The sequence below is a fragment of the Pseudoxanthomonas sp. 134C1 genome, assembly GCF_057773065.1.
The window spans coordinates 409,227-425,963 of sequence record NZ_JBYMTH010000004.1; the positions used below are offsets into that span (position 1 = coordinate 409,227).

Consider the following 16,737-nt stretch of genomic DNA (forward strand, 5'->3'; position numbering starts at 1 on the left):
TGCGTGGAAATCAGATCTTGCCGACCAGATCCAGCGACGGAGCGATGGTCTTGGCGCCTTCCTTCCACTTGGCCGGGCAGACCTGGCCGGGGTTGTTGGCGACGAACTGCGCGGCCTTCAGCTTGCGCAGGGTCTCGGTGACGTCGCGGGCGATCGCGTTGTCGTGGATTTCCAGGGTCTTGATCACGCCTTCCGGGTTGATGATGAAGGTGCCGCGCAGGGCCAGGCCTTCTTCCTCGATGTGCACGCCGAACGCGCGGGTCAGCTGGTGGGTCGGATCACCAACCAGCGGGAACTGGGCCTTGCCCACCGCCGGCGAGGTTTCGTGCCACACCTTGTGCGAGAAATGGGTATCCGTGGTGACGATGTACACCTCGGCGCCAGCCTTCTGGAACTCGGCGTAGTTGTCGGCGGCGTCTTCGACCTCGGTCGGGCAATTGAAGGTGAAAGCGGCCGGCATGAAGATGAGTACGGACCACTTGCCCTTCAGGCTGGCGTCGGTGATTTCGACGAATTCGCCGGCGTGGAACGCGGTGGCCTTGAACGGCTGGACTTGGGTGTTGATCAGGGACATCAGTTTTCCTCTTGGGTTGCGGAGGGGACAGGGTGAAGCGACGGAAGGAAGGTTAATAGGCGCAGCCTAATCAATCAAATGGATTGATAAGATTATATCAATAGATTTCATCTATCGATTACCGCAGTCAGCTTCGGTTTCGATATGGGGACTCGATGATTGCGGGCCAAGTCACGGGGAGTCGGTACTTTCGGCAGGGGGGCGTCCGCGCCGACCGGCCGTAAGTTCGGGGGTTTTCCACTGTGGGGATTGGACATGACCGTATTGCGTCGCAGCGCCCTCGCGTGCGCACTGTTGTTGGCGGCCTCGCTGCCCGGAGTCGCGGCCGAGTCCGCTTCCCCCGTTCCGAAGGGACCGCTGCCGCGCACCGTGGTGCCTTCGCTGGTGAATCTCGAGTTGAGGCTGGACCCGCGCCAGGAGCGCTTCAGCGGCACCACCCGCATCGATGCGGAGGTCGCCGAAGCCACCTCCGTCCTGTGGATGCATGGTCGCGATCTCGATATCCGTCAGGCCACCGCGATCCTGGCCGACGGCCGCCGGGTCAGGCTGGCGGCCGAATCGGCCGACGTATCGGGCGTGCTCAAGCTGGCCGCCGCCGAATCGATCCCGGCCGGCAAGGCGGTGCTGGAAATCGTCTTCGAAGCGCCGTACGGGCAATTGCAGGGCGCCTACCGGGTCAAGCCGGACGGCCGCGACTACGTGGTCACCCAGATGGAGCCGCTGGGCGCGCGCAATACCTTCCCGGGTTTCGACGAACCCAGTTTCAAACAGCCCTGGGACATCACCCTGATCGTGCCGGAGCAGGACGTGGCGGTCGCCAACAGCCGCGAGCTGAAGACCGAGTCGCTGGGCAATGGCTGGAAGAAGGTCACCTTCGCGCGCACCGAGGCGCTGCCCAGCTATCTGATCGCTTTCGCCGTCGGCCCCTGGGATGTGACGAAGGGACCCGACATCCCGGCCACCGTAATTCGCGACACGCCGATCGCGCTGCGCGGCGTCGCCGCGCACGGGCAGGGCGAGCGCATGCGCTACACGCTGGACAACACGCCGGCAATCGTCACCAAGCTGGAGGAGTACTTCGGCACGCCGTATCCGTTCGACAAGCTCGACAACGTCGCGGCGCCGGATTTCTGGGCCGGCGCGATGGAGAACGCCGGACTGATCGTCTACCGCGACACCCTGATGTTCCCGGACGAGAAGTCCACGCCGCGCGAACGCCAGGCGTATTGGGGCGTCAGCGCGCATGAACTGGCGCACCAGTGGTTCGGCGATCTGGTGACGATGAAGTGGTGGGATGATCTCTGGCTCAACGAGGCCTTCGCGACCTGGATGGGCACCAAGATCACCGGCCAGCTGCAGCCCGGCTTCCATGCCGACCGCGGCCTGCTGGAAGGTGCGCTGGAGGCGATGGGCGAGGACAGCCTGGTCAGCACCCGCCGGGTGCACGAGCCGATCAACGATTTCACCGAAATCCAGTCGGCCTTCGACGGCATCACCTACCAGAAGGGCGGCGCGGTGCTGTCGATGTTCGAAACCTACATCGGCGAGACCGCGTTCCGCGACGGCATCCGCAGCTATCTGAAGGCGCACGCGCGCGGCAACGCCACCAGCGGCGACCTGATCGCCGCGGTGGCGGCGCAGAGCAAGGATCCGGCCGGCGTCGATCGCGCATTCAAGAGCTTCATCGACCAACCGGGTGTGCCTTACGTGAAGGTGGACGTGGACTGCACGGGCAAGACCCCGTCGCTCAAGCTGCAGCAGCGTCGCTACCTGCCGCTGGGATCCGCCGCCAGCGCCAACCAGACCTGGGGCATGCCGTTCTGCGTGCGTTACCAGGACGGCGATCAGGTGCGTTCCGAATGCAGCCTGGTCGAGCAGGCAACCACGACCCTGCCGTTGACCCAGGCCAAGCGTTGCCCTGCCTGGGTGATGCCGAACGCGCACGGCAACGGGTATTACCGCTTCGCGCTCGACGACAAGGCGGCCGGGCAGTTGGCGGGCGCATTCGCGCAACTGGACGAACGTGAGCAGCGCGTCTATGCGGATTCGCTGGAAGCCGCGTTCAAGGCGGGCACCATCGATGCGGCCGGCTACCTCGCCGGCGTGCCGCAGCTGGCGGCGGCCGAAGTGCGCCAGACCTCGACCGCGCCGATGGGCCAGCTGACCTGGATGAAGGAATACCTGGCCACCGACGACACGCAGAAAGCCGCCGTGGCCGCGTACGCGCGCAGGATCTACGGGCCGCGCCTGCAGGCACTCGGCCTGGAGCCCGAACCGGGTGAAAGCGACGACACCCGCATCCTGCGCCGCACGTTGATCGGCTTCCTGTACCGCACGGGCGACAGCCCGGAACTGCGCGATGAACTGGTGCGTCGCGGCCGGACGATCATCGGCCAGAAGGTCGACGGCAGCGCCGGCACCGGCAAGCTGGATCCGGAAGCGGTCCCGCGCGATCTGCGCGCGGTCTCGCTGGCCGCCGCCGCCCGCGCCGGAGATGCGACGACCTTCGATCTGCTGGAGAAGCATTTGCGGGCGAACCAGGACGCGGCGATCCGCACGGAGTTGCTGGAGGCGCTGGGCAACATGAGCGCGCCCCCGTTGGCCGAACGCGCCCGCGCCTTCATCCTGGAAAAGGGGTTGCTGCGCCGGAACGAACTGGCGCCGTTGCTGATGCCGCAGATGGAAGCGGAAGCGGCGCGTCCCGCCCTGCGCCAATGGGTCGATACCCATTTCAAGACCCTGGAAGCCTCGCTGGCGCCTGCCGGCGCGCGGCTGGTTTCGGTCTACGGCGCGGGCATGTGCAGCCAGCAGGAGGCCTCGGATCTGCTGTCCCGTTTTGGTGAGCGCATGAAGACCGTCGAAGGCGGTCCGCGCGCGCTGAAGCAGGAAGCGGAGAACATCGGGCTGTGCGCCGATCTGCGCGATGCCCAGCAGGCCAAGGGCTTCGGCAGCGCTTTGCAGTAAGCTGCGCGCCCGCGCTGGGCGGGCCGCAGGTCTCGAGATGGGCAATTCCGGACAACTTGATGTCAGCCAATGCCTGTCCCGGGCGGCCGGCCGTCTTTCCGCCGAAGACGGCCGCCACGTCGCCGAACATCTGCTGTCGCACGTGCTCGGAAAAGACCGCGCGTGGCTGTTCGCGCATGCGCGGGATCCCCTGGGCGCGGAAGAGATTGCGCGATTCGACGCGCTGCTGGAACGTCGCATCGCCGGTGAGCCGGTCGCCTACCTGACCGGTCACCGCGGTTTCTGGACGCTGGATCTCGCGGTTGGCCCCGATACCCTGATTCCACGCCCGGAAACCGAGTTGTTGGTGGAACTGGCGCTCGCGCGCCTGCCCACGGAACGCGTGCTGGAGGTGGCCGACCTCGGTACCGGCAGCGGCGCGATCGCGCTGGCGCTGGCCAGCGAGCGGCCGCAGGCAAGGGTGGTCGCCACCGATGCCAGCGCGGGCGCGCTGGCGATGGCCGAGCGCAACGCGCGCATGCACGACATTGGCAATGTCCGGTTCCTGTCGGGCGATTGGTGGCAGCCGCTGGCGGGGCAGCGCTTCGATCTGATCGCCAGCAATCCGCCGTACATCGCCGCCGCCGATCCCCACCTGCGGCAAGGCGATTTGCGCCACGAACCGATGTCGGCGCTGGCCTCCGGCGCCGACGGGCTCGACGCCATCCGCGTCATCGCCGGAGGCGCGCCCGGGCATTTGCGCGCGGATGGCTGGCTGTTGCTCGAACACGGCTGGGAACAGGGGAAGGCGATCCGCGAGCTGCTGGCGCTCGCGGGGTTCATGGACATCGCCACCGAGCGGGATCTGGAGGCACGCGACCGCGTCACATTGGGCCGCTGGCCGGGCTGAACCGACGCGCGCGGAAGCGGCCAATGGCCGCGCCGGCTAGAATGGACGCCTGTTTTCCGCGGGAACCGCCATGCGCACGCTCTATCCGGACATCGAACCGTATGACACCGGCACGTTGAAGGTCGACGATCGCCATACGCTGTACTACGAACAGTGCGGCAATCCGGACGGCAAGCCGGTGGTCCTGCTGCATGGCGGTCCCGGCGGCGGCTGCAGTCCGAAGATGCGTCGTTTCCATGATCCGGCCAAGTACCGGATCATCCTGTTCGATCAGCGCGGTTCCGGCCGTTCGACGCCGCACGCGGATCTGGTCGACAACACCACCTGGGCCCTGGTCGCCGACATCGAGAAGCTGCGCGTGCGGCTGGGCGTGGAGCGCTGGCAGGTGTTCGGCGGCAGCTGGGGTTCGACCCTGGCGCTGGCCTATGCCGAAACCCATCCGCGACACGTCACCGAACTGGTGCTGCGCGGCATTTTCATGCTGCGTCGCTGGGAACTGGAATGGTTCTACCAGGAAGGCGCTTCCCGCCTGTTCCCGGATGCCTGGGAGCACTACCTGGCGGCGATTCCGCCGGTGGAGCGCCATGACCTGATTTCCGCCTACCACCGCCGCCTGACCTCCGATGATCACGCCGTGCGCCTGGCGGCCGCCCGCGCATGGAGCGTCTGGGAAGGCGCGACCAGCTTCCTGCGGGTGGACGCGGATTTCGTCAGCGGCCATGAGGACGCCGAGTTCGCGCTGGCCTTCGCCCGCATCGAGAACCACTATTTCGTCAATGGCGGTTTCTTCGAAGTCGAGGATCAACTGCTGCGGGACGCGCCGCGGATCACCGACATTCCCGGTGTCATCGTGCACGGCCGTTACGACGTGGTCTGTCCGGTGGCCAATGCGTGGGAACTGCACAAGGCATGGCCGAAAAGCCGGCTGGAAATCACGCCGACCTCGGGCCATTCCGCGTTCGAGGAAGAAAACATCGACGCGCTGGTGCGGGCCACCGACGCGTTCGCCTGATTTGCCCCGCACGGGGAATTTTGCCGGCGGGCCGATGGCCCGCCTTTGGAGAAGAAGATGTCGGAAGAAGAACAGATCGTGGTCAAGGACAGCAATGGCGCCGTGCTCGCCGATGGCGACTCGGTGACCTTGATCAAGGACCTGAAAGTGAAGGGCACCTCGGTGACGCTCAAGCGCGGCACCCTGGTCAAGAACATCCGCCTGACCGACGACGAGGAACTCATCGAGTGCAACGTCGACAAGGTCAAGGGATTGGTACTGCGCACCGAGTTCCTCAAGAAAGCCTGATCGGAGCGAGGGTCCCACCGACCTTGCGGGCATCCGTCGATTCCGGCGGATTGCGGGGAACCCATGAAAGAAAACCCGCGCCGGATGGCGCGGGTTTTCCGTTTTCGGGCCGCTTACATCCGACCGCCCGCTTCGGCGGCCTCCAGCGGCGGAGCGGTGTCCCGCGCCAGCCAGCGATCACGCAGCACGTCATAGGCCCAGTTGAAGCCCAGCGTATAGGGCAGGAAGAACAAGAGCAGGCCGATGTCGAGCACGAAGGCCTGCACCAGCCCGATCGACAGCCACCACGCGGCCAGCGGAACGGTCGCGACGATCAATCCCAGCTCGAACAGCAGGGCGTGCACGATGCGGACCCGGGCGCCACGGGTGAAACCGAAGCGTCGCTGGGCGCGGTCGAACGCCGCGTTGAACGCCATGTTCCACAACATCGCCAGGGTCGAGACCGCCAGCGTCAGCGCACCGGTGTGCAGCAGCGACTTGCCCAGCAGCCAGGCCAGCGCCGGTGCCGACAGTGCGATGGCCAGGCCTTCGAACGCGAGCGCGTGGAAGACGCGTTCCTTCAGGCTTTTGGGGGTGGCGGGGGCGGTGTGGGCCGGGTTCATGGGGCATCTCCTGGACAACGTGCGACCATTTTCATCGGCTGATAGGATGGATTGAAGTTGGTATCCATCGGGAAAACCGATATATGAATCCCTCACCCGAATCCCTGCAGGCCTTCGCTCAGGCGGTGGCCCTGGGCTCCTTCAGCGCCGCGGCCCGCCGGCTGGGCAAAAGCCAGTCCACCGTCAGCGAAGCCATCGCCCGGCTGGAAATCGATCTGGGCGTCACCCTGTTCGATCGGTCCGGCCGGCAACCCCGCCTGACCGAGGCCGGGCAGGTGCTGGCGGGCCGGGTGGAACAGGTTCTGGCGGCCTCCGATCGCCTGCAGCGGGTGGCGGCGGAACTGGCGGGCGGGCGCGAAGCGCGGGTGACCCTGGGACTGTCGGACGCCTACCAGTCGGCCGGCTACGAGGCGCTGCTGGCCGAAATGGCCGAACGCTACCCGGACCTGGAATTCGAATGCCTGCTGGCCGAGCGCGAGGATCTGATCGAACTGGTCGACGAGGGGCGCGCCACCCTCGCGCTGCTGGCCGCGCGCGAACACTACGCGCCGGAGTTGGGCTGGGCGACGGTGGCCGAGCGGGCCGAGTTCGCCCTGTTCGTCGGCCAGGATCATCCCCTGGCGCGATTGCCGCGCGTGGGGGTAGAGGATCTGGCCGACTGGCGCCTGCTCGCATTGAGCACGGTGGGCCAACCGGAAGCGCGGGACGATGCGTTGCCCGCAAGCGACGGCCGCTGGACCGCGCCGAATTATCTGCTGTTGCTGGAAATGGCGGTGCACGGTTTCGGCTGGGCCGAGCTGCCGCGCTGGCTGGTTGATGGCTATGCCGGTGGCCGGCTGCGGGAACTGAAAGTGACCGGTTGGCCGCGCACCCAGGCGGTGGACATCATCTGGTCGCGCCGGCGACCCTTGGGACCGGCGGCCAACTGGATGCTGGAGCGGCTGCTGGCGGAATCGCCGTGATCGGCGGCGGCTAGCCGCGCGAGGTGCCGTCCAGGTTGTGTTCGATCATCCACAGGCCGGCCCAGAGCTTGGCGTCCAGTTCGTAGCCTTCGCGCAGTTTCGCGGTCAGCCACGCTGCCGCTTCCATGCGCGGGATTTCGTGGACGGTGATGTCCTCGTCGCCATCGCCGCCACCCGGGCCGACCTTGCTCAGGCCGGTGGCGCGCACGAACGCCACCTTCTCACTGCTGCTGCCGGAAGACGTGGGGCCGATCAGCAGGACTTCGGCGCGCGCGGCGGTCCAGCCGGTTTCCTCTTCCAGTTCGCGGATCGCCGAGACCTCGATGGATTCGCCGGCATCGATGTCGCCGACCAGTCCGGCCGGCATCTCGATGGTGTTGGCCTGCAGCGGCACACGAAACTGTTCGACGAACAGCACTCGATCGTCGGGCGTCACCGCGATGATGATCGCCGCCAGCCCACCGCTGTGCGTGCGTTCCGAGTACTCCCAGGTGCCACGCTCGACCATCCGCAGATAGCGGCCTTCGTAGACGGTGCGGGGCGTGGCGGTCTTGCGGTGTCGGGAAGCGTCATCCATGCCGCGATGCTAACGGCTGGCGATGACGTTTTGTAGGCGGCGGGCGGCGCCGTGCACCGATCACGCGACCGAAAGGCCGGCGGCCTCCAGCAGGCGGCGCCGCGTCATGGGGCCGAATCGCAGCGCTTCGGACAGGGCATGCAGCACGTCGCCGTCGGCGACCGCCCGCCCGAATTCCGCTTCCTGCGTGCCCAGCGGCGCGTCCAGCGAGATGGTGGTGAGCTGCCGCCACAGCAGCGCATGTTCCCGCTGCTCGCGCAGGCGGGTGGCGATGCCGGCGGCGCCGCGCAAGCGCAGGAACGGAACTTCGTCGATGCGGGCGAGCAGGGTGTCGAGGCTGCCGAAGTGCGCCAGCAGTACCGCCGCGCTCTTGGCACCGATGCCGCTCACGCCGGGAATGTTGTCGACCGCGTCCCCGGCCAGGGCCAGATAGTCGGCGATCTGCCGCGCCTCCACGCCATGGCGCGCCTTCACCCCGGTCATGCCCCAGCGTTGGCCCCGGGCGAAATCCCATTGCTCGTCGTGGTCCCACAGCAACTGCGAGAGATCCTTGTCGGCCGAAACGATCACGCCGCGGAACCCGGCCGCGCGCGCGCCATGCAAGGCACTGCCGATCAGGTCGTCGGCTTCGTACTCGTGGTGGGCCAGTACGCTCAGGCCCAGCGCGGCGCACAGGGCCTTGCAGTGGCCGAACTGCCGACGCAATTCTTCCGGCGCCGGATCGCGGTTGGCCTTGTAGGCCGGGTAGATCCGGTTGCGGAAACAGCTGTCCAGCGCCTCGTCGAAGGCGATCGCGATGTGCCGCGGGCGTTCCTTTTCCAGCAGGTCCAGCAGGAAGCGGGCGAAACCATGGACCGCGTTGGTGGGCCAGCCGTCGGCATCGTGGAATTCATCCGGCATGGAATGCCAGGCGCGGAACACGTAGAGGCTGGCGTCCACCAGGTACAGCGGACGTCCCGGCGCCGGGACGGCTTCAACGTCCATCGGGGCGCCATTCGCTGAGCAGATCGGCCACGTCGGGCCGCTCGCGTTCCGGCGCTTCCATCCGCGGGGTACCGATGTGGATGAAACCGACGACGCGTTCGTTGGCGGTCAGGCCCAGCAACCTGGCCACGACCCCGTCGTAGGCCATCCAGCCGGTCAGCCATTGCGCGCCGAAGCCCAGGGCCTGGGCGGCCTGCAGCAGGGCGAAGCAGGCGCTGCCCGCGCTCAGCAACTGCTCCTGTTCCGGCACTTTGTGGCCGGGCGTCAGGCGCGCGATCACGGTGACGATGTCGGGTGCGTGGGAGAACCGGGCGCGGTCCTTCTCCACCGCCGCGGCCGGCGCTTCCGGATCGCGGGCCAGGGTGCGTTCGGCCAACGCCTCGCCCAGGGCCAGGCGCGCGGGACCGCTGATGTGCAGGAACCGGAACGGCACGAGCTTGCCATGGTCGGGAACGCGGGCCGCCGACTGCAGCATGCGTCGCAGGGTGGCCGGATCCGGCCCGGGTTCGCCGAGCTGGCGCGAAGGCACCGAGCGGCGATCGTCGAGGAACTGGAGGGGGGAGGCGGCGGACATGCCGGCAAGTTTAACTTGTCAATCCCGCTGCACCGCGCCAAAGTGCCGATCTGGTCACGCCAGGTTCGCACTGGATTTCCTACGATGTGTGAGTCGCCTGACCTTAATAGGTCTTTTGCAACTTTCGCCTGCCAAGGCGGGGATCCTTGCGCATGACGAACAGCCCTCACGCCACCGTTCGCAGTGGACCGGACCCGCGCCTGCTCGGACAGGCGCGCGATGCCGTGCTGCCGCCGCTGGCCGAGGCGTTCACCCAGGCGCTGGGGCGTTTCGATGACGCGCTGTTCGACCGCGCCGAGCGTGCCGGTCCGTCGCAGATGGCGTTCCTCGACGCGATGCGCGAACTCCGCCGCCGCCGGGATGAAATCATCGGCCGGTTCCGCGATGCCCTGCTGGAGGCCTGGCGCTCGCTGGAAGCCGGACAGCCGCTGTCGGCGGAGGAAGTCCTGGTGCGCGGCGATGCGTCCGGGCTGAGCCTGGTCACCGAGCAGGAGCTGGAATCGCGGCTGGCGGCACGCAACCTGGCGGCGGTGCTGGCCCGCGACTGCAAGCAGGTGCTGGTGCGCCTGGAGCGCCGCCTGTCCGTGCTGGCGGGCCTTCCCCTCGACGGCGAGCACAATCCGATCGGCGCCGAGCATGTCGGGGCCGCGGTGCATTCCGCCTTCGGCACCAGTGATCTGACGCTGGAAGTCCGGCTGGTCGTGGTGAAGTTGTGCGAGCGCGAGCTGGTCCCGCTGGTCGCCCGCATCTACGAGGCGCTCGATCAGCGCCTGGTGCGGGCCGGCGTCGCGCCGGAACTGGCCGCCAGTCCCAAACCTGCACCCGCGCCGGCGCCGCGATCGGAGAGTTTCGACAGCGAACCGCTGATCCAGGACGAGGAAATGCATGCGCCCGCCTGGGCAGCGCGTTTCGTCAACCGGATGGCCGGTTTCCGCGAGGTGCATGGCGGCAGCCGGAGCGATCCCGAAGAAGCGGGTTACGGACAGGCGCCCGGCACCCAGACGGTGCTGCTGGAGGCACTGCACCACCTGTTGCAGGAATCCCGCGGCCAACGCGGCCAGGAGGCGGCGCGGGGCGCGCTCGGTACCCGCGATCTGTCGCAGAGGGAAATGCTGTCGGTGCTGTCGCTGCTGCAGTCCACCCCGAGCGCGACCCTGCGGGCCGCGATTGGCGATACCGGCGAGTCGCTGGCGCAGCGCCTGAAGAACGAAGTGCTCAGCAGCGCCACGCAACTGGGTGTGGATCCATCCACCGCCCGGTTGGCGCCGGTCGACGAGGACGCCATCGACCTGGTCGGCATGCTGTTCGACGTGATGCTGGACGAGCGGGATCTGGAAGGGCGGCCGCGCGAACTGATTGGCCGTCTGGTGGTGCCCTTCGTCAAGGTGGCGCTGCTGGACCGGCGCATGTTCGTGCAGAAGACCCACCCGGCCCGCCGGCTGCTCAATGCGCTGGCGGAAGCCTGCGAGGGCAACAACGGCGAGAGCGCGGCCGAACGCACGCTGCTGACCAAGGTCGAGGAAGTGGTGGACCGGCTGGTGGCCGAGTTCAACGAGAACCTGGCGATCTTCCTGACCCTGGAAGAAGAGTTCCGCGCCTTCCTGGACCAGCACCGCCGCCGCATCGAAATCGCCGAGCGCCGGGCCGCCGAGATCCAGCGTGGCCAGGAGCGCCTGGAAACCGCGCGCACCCGCATGAACGCCGAGCTGTCCGCGCGCGTCGAGGGCCGGGACCTGCCGGGCGCCATCGAGGAATTCCTGCGCCAGCCATGGGCGCACCACGTCACCATGACGCTGCTGCGCGAGGGCGAGGACAGCAACGCGCTGCGCGATGCGCTGGTGTTGGCCGACGGGGTGCTGGAGGAACTGGTCGAAGCCCAGCGCCAGATCATCGGCAAGCCGTGGCTGCAGGCCTGGCGCCCCGGCCTGGTACAGGTATTCGCCAGCGTCGGCATGAACAGCGATGCCGCGCATGGGGCGGTCGACGCGCTGCATGACACCTTGCAGGCGATCGCGGCCTCGCGTCCGGATCTGCAGAAATCGCTTCCCGAGTTGCCGCAGGTCATCCTGCCCAAGCCGGCGGAAGACGAGAACACCCCGATCCAGATCATCGGCGGAACCGACACCCTCGAGTTCGATCACACCGACGCCGATCATTTCCGCCTGCTGGCCATCGGCACATGGCTGGACTTCATCGACAAGGACAACAAGGTGCAGCCGGGCAAGCTGTCCTGGGTCAGTCCCATCTCCTCGCGCCTGCTGTTCGTCAATCGCCGGGGTGTGCGCTTCTGCGTCGCCTCGCCGGAGGAACTGGCGGCGATGGTGCGTCTGGGCCGGCTGCGCCGGCACATCGAGGAAGATGCGTTCGACAGCGCCATGCAGGGCGTGATCGATCGTCTGGAACCCGTCGCGCGGCCCGGCACCGCGCCTTGATCCGCGGCGCCCGGCGGCGCCCCGCATTTGCTAGCATCGGGTCCGACAACACAACGGCACCGGAGTAGGCATGGCGGTCGAGGTTCTGGTCCTGAAGGAAACCGCGGCGGGCGAGCGGCGCGTCGCCGCCACCCCGGAGACGGTGAAGAAGATGGCGGCGGCAGGCGCTTCGGTCCGGTTCGAGACCGACGCCGGGCGCGCGGCCGGTTTCCTCGATGGCGCCTACGTCGATGCCGGTGCGCGACCGGCCGATGCCGGCACCCGCGCAAGCGCCGACGTGGTGTTGTGCGTGCAGCCGCCCTCCGCCGACGCGCTGGCGGGCCTGAAGGCCGGCGCGGCACTCATCGGCATGCTGCATCCGCAGGCCGATCCGGCGCGCGCCGAAGCCATCCAGGCACGTGGACTGCTGGCGTTTCCGCTGGAGCGCCTGCCGCGCACGACGCGCGCACAGGCGATGGACGTGCTGAGTTCGCAGGCGGGCATGGCCGGCTACAAGGCCGTGCTGATCGCGGCCCAGCTGGCGCCGCGGTTCTTCCCGATGCTGACCACGGCGGCCGGTACCATCCGGCCTTCCAAGGTATTGATCGTCGGCGCCGGCGTGGCCGGCCTGCAGGCGGTCGCCACCGCCAAGCGCCTGGGTGCGCAGGTCGAGGGTTTCGACGTGCGTCCGGAAACCCGCGAGCAGATCGAGTCGCTGGGGGGCCGCTTCCTGGATCTGGGCGTGAGCGCGGCGGGCGAGGGCGGCTACGCGCGCCAGTTGACCGATGAAGAGCGCGCCGAACAGCAGCGCCGGTTGGCCGAACATCTCAAGGGCGTGGACGTCATCGTCTGCACCGCCGCCGTGCCCGGAAGGCCGGCGCCGAAAATCATCACCACCGCGATGGTGGAAGGCATGAAGCCGGGCAGCGTGATTGTCGATCTCGCCGCCGAGACGGGCGGCAACTGCGAAGCCACGCGCCCCGGCGAAACCATCGAACACCAAGGCGTCACCGTCGCCGGCCCGCTCAATCTCGCCAGCATGGGCGCAGTGCACGCCAGCGAGATGTACGCGCGCAACGTGCTGAACTTCGTGTCGCTGTTCCTCAAGGACGGCGCGGTCAACTTCGACTGGCAGGACGAACTGCTGGCGAAGACCCGCTGGCCCGAACCGGTGGCCTGACGCCGCCGGACGCCGTCACCGGGACTGACCCGGGAGCCGGTCAGGGATGGGGCGCGTCGTCCTTCGGACGATGCTGCTCCAGCCAGGCGCGGCGCTGCTCCGGGCTCATCTTCTTCCAGTCGTCGCGCAGCTTCTCGCGCTGCTCGGGCGGCATCTCGCGCATGCGCAGGAACAGCGCGCGCGCGCGGTCGCGCTGCTCGGGATTCATGTGTTCGAAACGGTGCATGCCGCGACGCGCCTGCGCCCGCTGTTCCGGTGTCATCTGCTGCCAGCGGTGTCCGTGCTCCAGCATCCGCGGCCGGCCCTGGGGATCGCTGTTCCAGCGATCGCGCAGCGGCGCGATCAGGGTTTCGCGCTGCTGCGGCGTCAGTTTGTCCCACTCGGGCAGCGGCGCAGGCGCCGGGGCCGCCTGCTGCGCCAGCGACTGGCCGGCCCAGAACAGGCCCAGAAAGAGCAGGGACAGCACGGAAACACGCGGGTAACGGGTCTTCATCGGTTTACTCCATCGCCAGCGGCGGTGCCTCGGACGAGGCCAGCCACAGGTACAAATCGGGATTTTCATCGAGCAGGGTATTGGCTGGAAGTGCCGCATCCGACGCGTTCGCGGCGACAGCGGGCTCGTCGGCCGCGGGCGTCGGCGACGATGGCAGCCACTGCAGGCCAACCATCACCGCCAGCACGCCACTGAACGCGGTGGCCGCCAGCCATGGCCACGCGCGCCGCGACGCCGACGGATCCTGCCGGCGCGCAGCGCGCAGGCGGGTCAGGGTCTGCGGCGACAGCTGCGTGAGCGCGGCGGCGTGGGCCTGGCGCGCGCGGCTGTCGAAATCATGTTGCTGGGCCGGATTCATCGGTACTCCTCCAATTGCTTCTGCAGCGCCTCGCGCGCGCGCGACAGGTGGGTCTTCACCGAACCTTCCGAACAACCCATCGCGCGGGCGGTATCGGCAACGTCCAGTTCTTCCAGCACGCGCAGGGTGAAGGCTTCACGCTGGCGCGCGGGCAGGCCGCGCAGGGCCTGCACCAGCCGCGCATAGGCTTCGCGCTGCTCGTGCGATTGCGACGGACCGGGCTGCGCGGCATCGGCCCAGTCCAGCGACGCCTCGGCCTCGCCTTCGGCCTCCGGCCGCAGCCAACGCAGGCGGAAACGCTGGCGGCGCTGCACGTCGACGATCTTCCGCCGCAGGATGCTCCAGAACAACGGCGTCCACTCGGCGGCGGGGCGCTCGCGGTAGCCGAGCATTTTCATCATGGCGTCCTGCACCGCGTCCAGCGCGTCGTCGCGACTGCGCAGGCCCGCCTCGGCGAAACGGAACGCGCGGGTGCCGATGCCGGCCAGGAACTGATCCAGTGATACCGCAATCGACGCCGCCGGGGGCGTCGTCGCGACATCGGGTTCGGTTCCGGGTCCGGGGCTCACCAGCACAGCTTAGCTCCGGCGGTCCCAGCGACGCGCGATCCGGTCGCCCCGGTGGTCCAGCCGCGCCTCGATGCGGTCGCCACGGCGATCCAGATGGCGGTCGATTCGATTGCCCCGGGCGTCCAGGCGGGCGGCGGTGCGTGGATGGCCATGCGCGGCGGCGCGCTCGGCGCGGCGATCGAACCGCCATTCGATGCGGTCTCCGCGAGCGTCCAGGCGATGTTCGATGCGATCCCCGCGCGCTTCCAGGCGGCGGTCGATCCGTTCGCCGGGATCGGCGGCGAAGGCGGAGGTGGCGGCGGCGGACATCAGTAGGGCCAGGCACAGCGGAATGCGGCGGTTCATGTCGATGGCCTCGAGGCGGGTCGTGGGCGGGCGCTGCGGTGTTGCGATGGAGGGAACGCGCCAAGAGTGCCGGCGTTGACAGGCGCGCATCGGGCTTCCGCCGGGTTCAGGTGCGGTTATGATGCGGAAACGCCGCGGCGCGACCCGCTGGCGCAACGACAATCTGGGAGTGCGTGGATGAACGACGGTTTCGTGGCCTTGTACATCTTCATGCTGGCGGCGATCGCCGGGCATGTGATCATTTCCCGGGTGCCGGTCATCCTGCACACCCCGCTGATGTCCGGCTCCAACTTCATCCATGGCATCGTGCTGATCGGTGCGATGGTGGTGCTGGGCCATGCGGATTCCACCCTGGAAAAGGCCATCGGCTTCCTCGCCGTGCTGCTGGGCGCCGGCAACGCCGCCGGCGGCTACGTGGTGACCGAACGCATGCTGGAGATGTTCAAGTCCAGCAAGCCGCAGGCGGGCAAGGAGGGCAAGCGATGAGCTGGACCCTGCCCGAACTGCTGTCCTTCCTGGTCAAGGCCAGCTATCTGGTCGCCGCGACCCTGTTCCTGCTCGGCCTGCAGCGCATGGCGTCCCCGCTGACCGCGCGCAGCGGCATCCGCTGGGCCGGCCTGGGCATGCTGATCGCCACGGTCGCGACCTTCTTCCTGCCCGATCTGCACAATGTCCCGCTGATCATCGCGGCGGTCGCGATCGGCACCGCGGTGGCCTGGGTCTCCGGCAAGCAGGTGCCGATCACCGACATGCCGCAGATGGTCGCGCTCTACAACGGCATGGGCGGCGGTTCGGCGGCGGCGATCGGCGCGGTGGAACTGCTGCGTTTCTCCTTCCTGGTCCATCGCGACACCAGCCACTGGAGCGAGTCGGCGATCGCCGCGCTGGCCGCGCGCCAGCCGGATGCGACCACCCTGGCGCTGGCGGTGATCGGTTCGGCGATCGGCGCGGTCTCGCTGTCGGGTTCGGTCATCGCATGGGCCAAGCTCGACGGACGACTGGACAAGCGGGTGGTGTTCCCCGGCCAGCAGATCTTCAACCTGCTGGTATTCATCGCCATGCTGGCGCTTGGCGGTTGGGCGGCGTACACGCTGTCGGCGCCGTACATCATCGCGTTCTTCGTGGTGGCGCTCGCGCTGGGCGTGCTGATGACGCTGCCGATCGGCGGCGCCGACATGCCGGTGGTGATTTCGCTGTACAACGCCTTCACCGGACTGGCGGTGGCGTTCGAGGGTTATGTGCTGGGCAACGAGGCGTTGATCATCGCCGGCATGATGGTCGGCGCGGCCGGCATCCTGCTGACCCGGCTGATGGCCAAGGCGATGAACCGGCCCATCCGCAACGTGCTGTTCTCCAATTTCGGCGGCGGCGGGCAGGCGCAGGAGATTTCCGGTTCGCAGAAGCCCATCGAGGCCGGTGATGTCGCCGCGATGATGGCGTTCGCCGAGCGCGTGGTGATCGTGCCCGGCTACGGCATGGCGGTGGCGCAGGCCCAGCACAAGATCTGGGAACTGGCGCAGAAGCTGATCGATCGCGGAGTGAAGGTGAAGTTCGCCATCCATCCGGTCGCCGGTCGCATGCCCGGGCACATGAACGTGCTGTTGGCCGAGGCGGGCGTGCCCTACGATCTGATCGCGGACATGGACGACATCAATCCGGAGTTCGCCAACACCGACGTCTCGCTGGTGATCGGTGCCAACGACGTGGTCAACCCGGTGGCGAAGACCGATCCGGCCAGTCCCATCTACGGCATGCCGATCCTCGATGTGGTCAACAGCCGCAACACCATCGTGATCAAGCGCGGCAAGGGTACCGGTTTCGCCGGCATCGAGAACGCGCTGTTCTACGCCGACAACACCCGCATGCTGTACGGCGATGGCGCGGAGGTGGCGAGCGCGCTGGTCAGCGAGTTGAAGGCGCTGGACGGCGGCGGCCACTGAGCCGTCCGTCCGCGG

The 16,737-nt window shown here is 68.0% G+C and carries 17 protein-coding genes and 1 pseudogene; 9 read left to right on the forward strand and 9 right to left on the reverse strand.

Annotation, left to right across the window (positions count from 1 at the left end; translation table 11 throughout):
• Positions 1-10 precede the first annotated feature (10 nt).
• The gene (ahpC, locus tag AC3DEZ_RS11165; RefSeq protein ID WP_488388260.1) at positions 11-574 is read right to left on the reverse strand and encodes an alkyl hydroperoxide reductase subunit C; all 564 of its coding nucleotides are present in this window, start codon (positions 572-574) and stop codon (positions 11-13) included.
• A 255-nt stretch (positions 575-829) separates the two neighbouring features.
• Between ahpC and AC3DEZ_RS11170 the strand changes: the two genes are divergently transcribed.
• The 4 genes and pseudogenes from AC3DEZ_RS11170 to AC3DEZ_RS11185 form a co-directional block, all read left to right on the forward strand.
• Positions 830-3,538, forward strand: a complete 2,709-nt coding sequence (locus tag AC3DEZ_RS11170) for a M1 family metallopeptidase (RefSeq protein ID WP_488388261.1) — start codon at positions 830-832, stop codon at positions 3,536-3,538.
• A gap of 37 nt (positions 3,539-3,575) precedes the next feature.
• Positions 3,576-4,427 (forward strand): peptide chain release factor N(5)-glutamine methyltransferase, encoded by an 852-nt coding sequence (gene prmC / locus AC3DEZ_RS11175; protein WP_488388262.1) that lies wholly within the window; start codon positions 3,576-3,578, stop codon positions 4,425-4,427.
• Positions 4,428-4,497: 70 nt separating this feature from the next.
• Positions 4,498-5,439 (forward strand): prolyl aminopeptidase, encoded by a 942-nt coding sequence (gene pip, locus AC3DEZ_RS11180; RefSeq protein ID WP_488388263.1) that lies wholly within the window; start codon positions 4,498-4,500, stop codon positions 5,437-5,439.
• Between the two features lie 72 nt (positions 5,440-5,511).
• Positions 5,512-5,727, forward strand: a pseudogene (locus tag AC3DEZ_RS11185) (alkylphosphonate utilization protein); the annotation flags it as partial.
• Between the two features lie 113 nt (positions 5,728-5,840).
• Here the strand turns inward: AC3DEZ_RS11185 and AC3DEZ_RS11190 are convergent.
• Positions 5,841-6,329, reverse strand: a complete 489-nt coding sequence (locus AC3DEZ_RS11190) for a multidrug/biocide efflux PACE transporter (protein WP_488388264.1) — start codon at positions 6,327-6,329, stop codon at positions 5,841-5,843.
• An 83-nt stretch (positions 6,330-6,412) separates the two neighbouring features.
• On the opposite strand from AC3DEZ_RS11190, the gene AC3DEZ_RS11195 reads away from it, so the two are divergent.
• Complete coding sequence (locus AC3DEZ_RS11195) at positions 6,413-7,291, forward strand: LysR family transcriptional regulator (protein WP_488388265.1); 879 nt, start codon at positions 6,413-6,415, stop codon at positions 7,289-7,291.
• A 10-nt stretch (positions 7,292-7,301) separates the two neighbouring features.
• Here the strand turns inward: AC3DEZ_RS11195 and AC3DEZ_RS11200 are convergent, their stop codons facing one another.
• Genes AC3DEZ_RS11200 through AC3DEZ_RS11210 form a run of 3 tightly spaced genes read right to left on the reverse strand, consistent with a single transcriptional unit; the run spans position 7,302 to position 9,426 of the window.
• Complete coding sequence (locus tag AC3DEZ_RS11200; protein WP_488388266.1) at positions 7,302-7,868, reverse strand: NUDIX hydrolase; 567 nt, start codon at positions 7,866-7,868, stop codon at positions 7,302-7,304.
• 60 nt (positions 7,869-7,928) lie between these two features.
• Positions 7,929-8,852, reverse strand: coding sequence for a 5'-3' exonuclease (locus tag AC3DEZ_RS11205; protein WP_488388267.1), 924 nt, complete (start codon positions 8,850-8,852; stop codon positions 7,929-7,931).
• Complete coding sequence (locus AC3DEZ_RS11210; protein WP_488388268.1) at positions 8,842-9,426, reverse strand: nitroreductase family protein; 585 nt, start codon at positions 9,424-9,426, stop codon at positions 8,842-8,844. The genes AC3DEZ_RS11205 and AC3DEZ_RS11210 overlap by 11 nt, the downstream gene beginning before the upstream one ends.
• A gap of 152 nt (positions 9,427-9,578) precedes the next feature.
• On the opposite strand from AC3DEZ_RS11210, the gene AC3DEZ_RS11215 reads away from it, so the two are divergent.
• A complete protein-coding gene (locus AC3DEZ_RS11215; RefSeq protein WP_488388269.1) occupies positions 9,579-11,858 on the forward strand; it encodes a DUF1631 domain-containing protein in 2,280 nt (759 codons plus the stop codon).
• A 70-nt stretch (positions 11,859-11,928) separates the two neighbouring features.
• Positions 11,929-13,017, forward strand: coding sequence for an NAD(P) transhydrogenase subunit alpha (locus AC3DEZ_RS11220; RefSeq protein ID WP_488388270.1), 1,089 nt, complete (start codon positions 11,929-11,931; stop codon positions 13,015-13,017).
• 40 nt (positions 13,018-13,057) lie between these two features.
• Here AC3DEZ_RS11220 and AC3DEZ_RS11225 read toward each other — a convergent pair whose 3' ends face one another.
• From AC3DEZ_RS11225 to AC3DEZ_RS11240, 4 genes are read right to left on the reverse strand one after another with little or no spacing between them, the layout of a single operon-like run.
• On the reverse strand, positions 13,058-13,510 hold the full coding sequence (locus tag AC3DEZ_RS11225; protein ID WP_488388271.1) for a DUF3106 domain-containing protein: 453 nt from the start codon (positions 13,508-13,510) through the stop codon (positions 13,058-13,060).
• A gap of 4 nt (positions 13,511-13,514) precedes the next feature.
• Positions 13,515-13,868, reverse strand: coding sequence for a hypothetical protein (locus tag AC3DEZ_RS11230; RefSeq protein WP_488388272.1), 354 nt, complete (start codon positions 13,866-13,868; stop codon positions 13,515-13,517).
• Positions 13,865-14,443: an RNA polymerase sigma factor gene (locus AC3DEZ_RS11235; RefSeq protein WP_488388273.1), complete on the reverse strand. Its 579-nt coding sequence runs from the start codon at positions 14,441-14,443 to the stop codon at positions 13,865-13,867. The genes AC3DEZ_RS11230 and AC3DEZ_RS11235 overlap by 4 nt, the downstream gene beginning before the upstream one ends.
• A 3-nt stretch (positions 14,444-14,446) precedes the next feature.
• Entirely contained in the window at positions 14,447-14,782 is a 336-nt protein-coding gene (locus AC3DEZ_RS11240; protein WP_488388274.1) for a hypothetical protein, read from the reverse strand.
• A 177-nt stretch (positions 14,783-14,959) separates the two neighbouring features.
• Between AC3DEZ_RS11240 and AC3DEZ_RS11245 the strand changes: the two genes are divergently transcribed.
• Positions 14,960-15,268, forward strand: a complete 309-nt coding sequence (locus AC3DEZ_RS11245; protein ID WP_447103140.1) for an NAD(P) transhydrogenase subunit alpha part 2 — start codon at positions 14,960-14,962, stop codon at positions 15,266-15,268.
• Positions 15,265-16,722 (forward strand): NAD(P)(+) transhydrogenase (Re/Si-specific) subunit beta, encoded by a 1,458-nt coding sequence (locus AC3DEZ_RS11250; RefSeq protein ID WP_488388275.1) that lies wholly within the window; start codon positions 15,265-15,267, stop codon positions 16,720-16,722. The genes AC3DEZ_RS11245 and AC3DEZ_RS11250 overlap by 4 nt, the downstream gene beginning before the upstream one ends.
• The last annotated feature ends 15 nt before the right edge of the window (positions 16,723-16,737 follow it).

Excerpts from the sequence above, each read along its gene's own strand:
- prmC (WP_488388262.1), top strand. The coding sequence starts at position 3,576 with ATGGGCAATTCCGGACAACTTGATGTCAGCCAATGCCTGTCCCGGGCG.
- AC3DEZ_RS11230 (WP_488388272.1), bottom strand. The coding sequence starts at position 13,868 with ATGAATCCGGCCCAGCAACATGATTTCGACAGCCGCGCGCGCCAGGCC.
- AC3DEZ_RS11220 (WP_488388270.1), top strand. The coding sequence starts at position 11,929 with ATGGCGGTCGAGGTTCTGGTCCTGAAGGAAACCGCGGCGGGCGAGCGG.
- AC3DEZ_RS11195 (WP_488388265.1), top strand. The coding sequence starts at position 6,413 with ATGAATCCCTCACCCGAATCCCTGCAGGCCTTCGCTCAGGCGGTGGCC.
- AC3DEZ_RS11215 (WP_488388269.1), top strand. The coding sequence starts at position 9,579 with ATGACGAACAGCCCTCACGCCACCGTTCGCAGTGGACCGGACCCGCGC.
- AC3DEZ_RS11200 (WP_488388266.1), bottom strand. The coding sequence starts at position 7,868 with ATGGATGACGCTTCCCGACACCGCAAGACCGCCACGCCCCGCACCGTC.
- AC3DEZ_RS11225 (WP_488388271.1), bottom strand. The coding sequence starts at position 13,510 with ATGAAGACCCGTTACCCGCGTGTTTCCGTGCTGTCCCTGCTCTTTCTG.
- pip (WP_488388263.1), top strand. The coding sequence starts at position 4,498 with ATGCGCACGCTCTATCCGGACATCGAACCGTATGACACCGGCACGTTG.
- ahpC (WP_488388260.1), bottom strand. The coding sequence starts at position 574 with ATGTCCCTGATCAACACCCAAGTCCAGCCGTTCAAGGCCACCGCGTTC.
- AC3DEZ_RS11250 (WP_488388275.1), top strand. The coding sequence starts at position 15,265 with ATGAGCTGGACCCTGCCCGAACTGCTGTCCTTCCTGGTCAAGGCCAGC.
- AC3DEZ_RS11240 (WP_488388274.1), bottom strand. The coding sequence starts at position 14,782 with ATGAACCGCCGCATTCCGCTGTGCCTGGCCCTACTGATGTCCGCCGCC.
- AC3DEZ_RS11245 (WP_447103140.1), top strand. The coding sequence starts at position 14,960 with ATGAACGACGGTTTCGTGGCCTTGTACATCTTCATGCTGGCGGCGATC.
- AC3DEZ_RS11170 (WP_488388261.1), top strand. The coding sequence starts at position 830 with ATGACCGTATTGCGTCGCAGCGCCCTCGCGTGCGCACTGTTGTTGGCG.
- AC3DEZ_RS11205 (WP_488388267.1), bottom strand. The coding sequence starts at position 8,852 with ATGGACGTTGAAGCCGTCCCGGCGCCGGGACGTCCGCTGTACCTGGTG.
- AC3DEZ_RS11190 (WP_488388264.1), bottom strand. The coding sequence starts at position 6,329 with ATGAACCCGGCCCACACCGCCCCCGCCACCCCCAAAAGCCTGAAGGAA.
- AC3DEZ_RS11210 (WP_488388268.1), bottom strand. The coding sequence starts at position 9,426 with ATGTCCGCCGCCTCCCCCCTCCAGTTCCTCGACGATCGCCGCTCGGTG.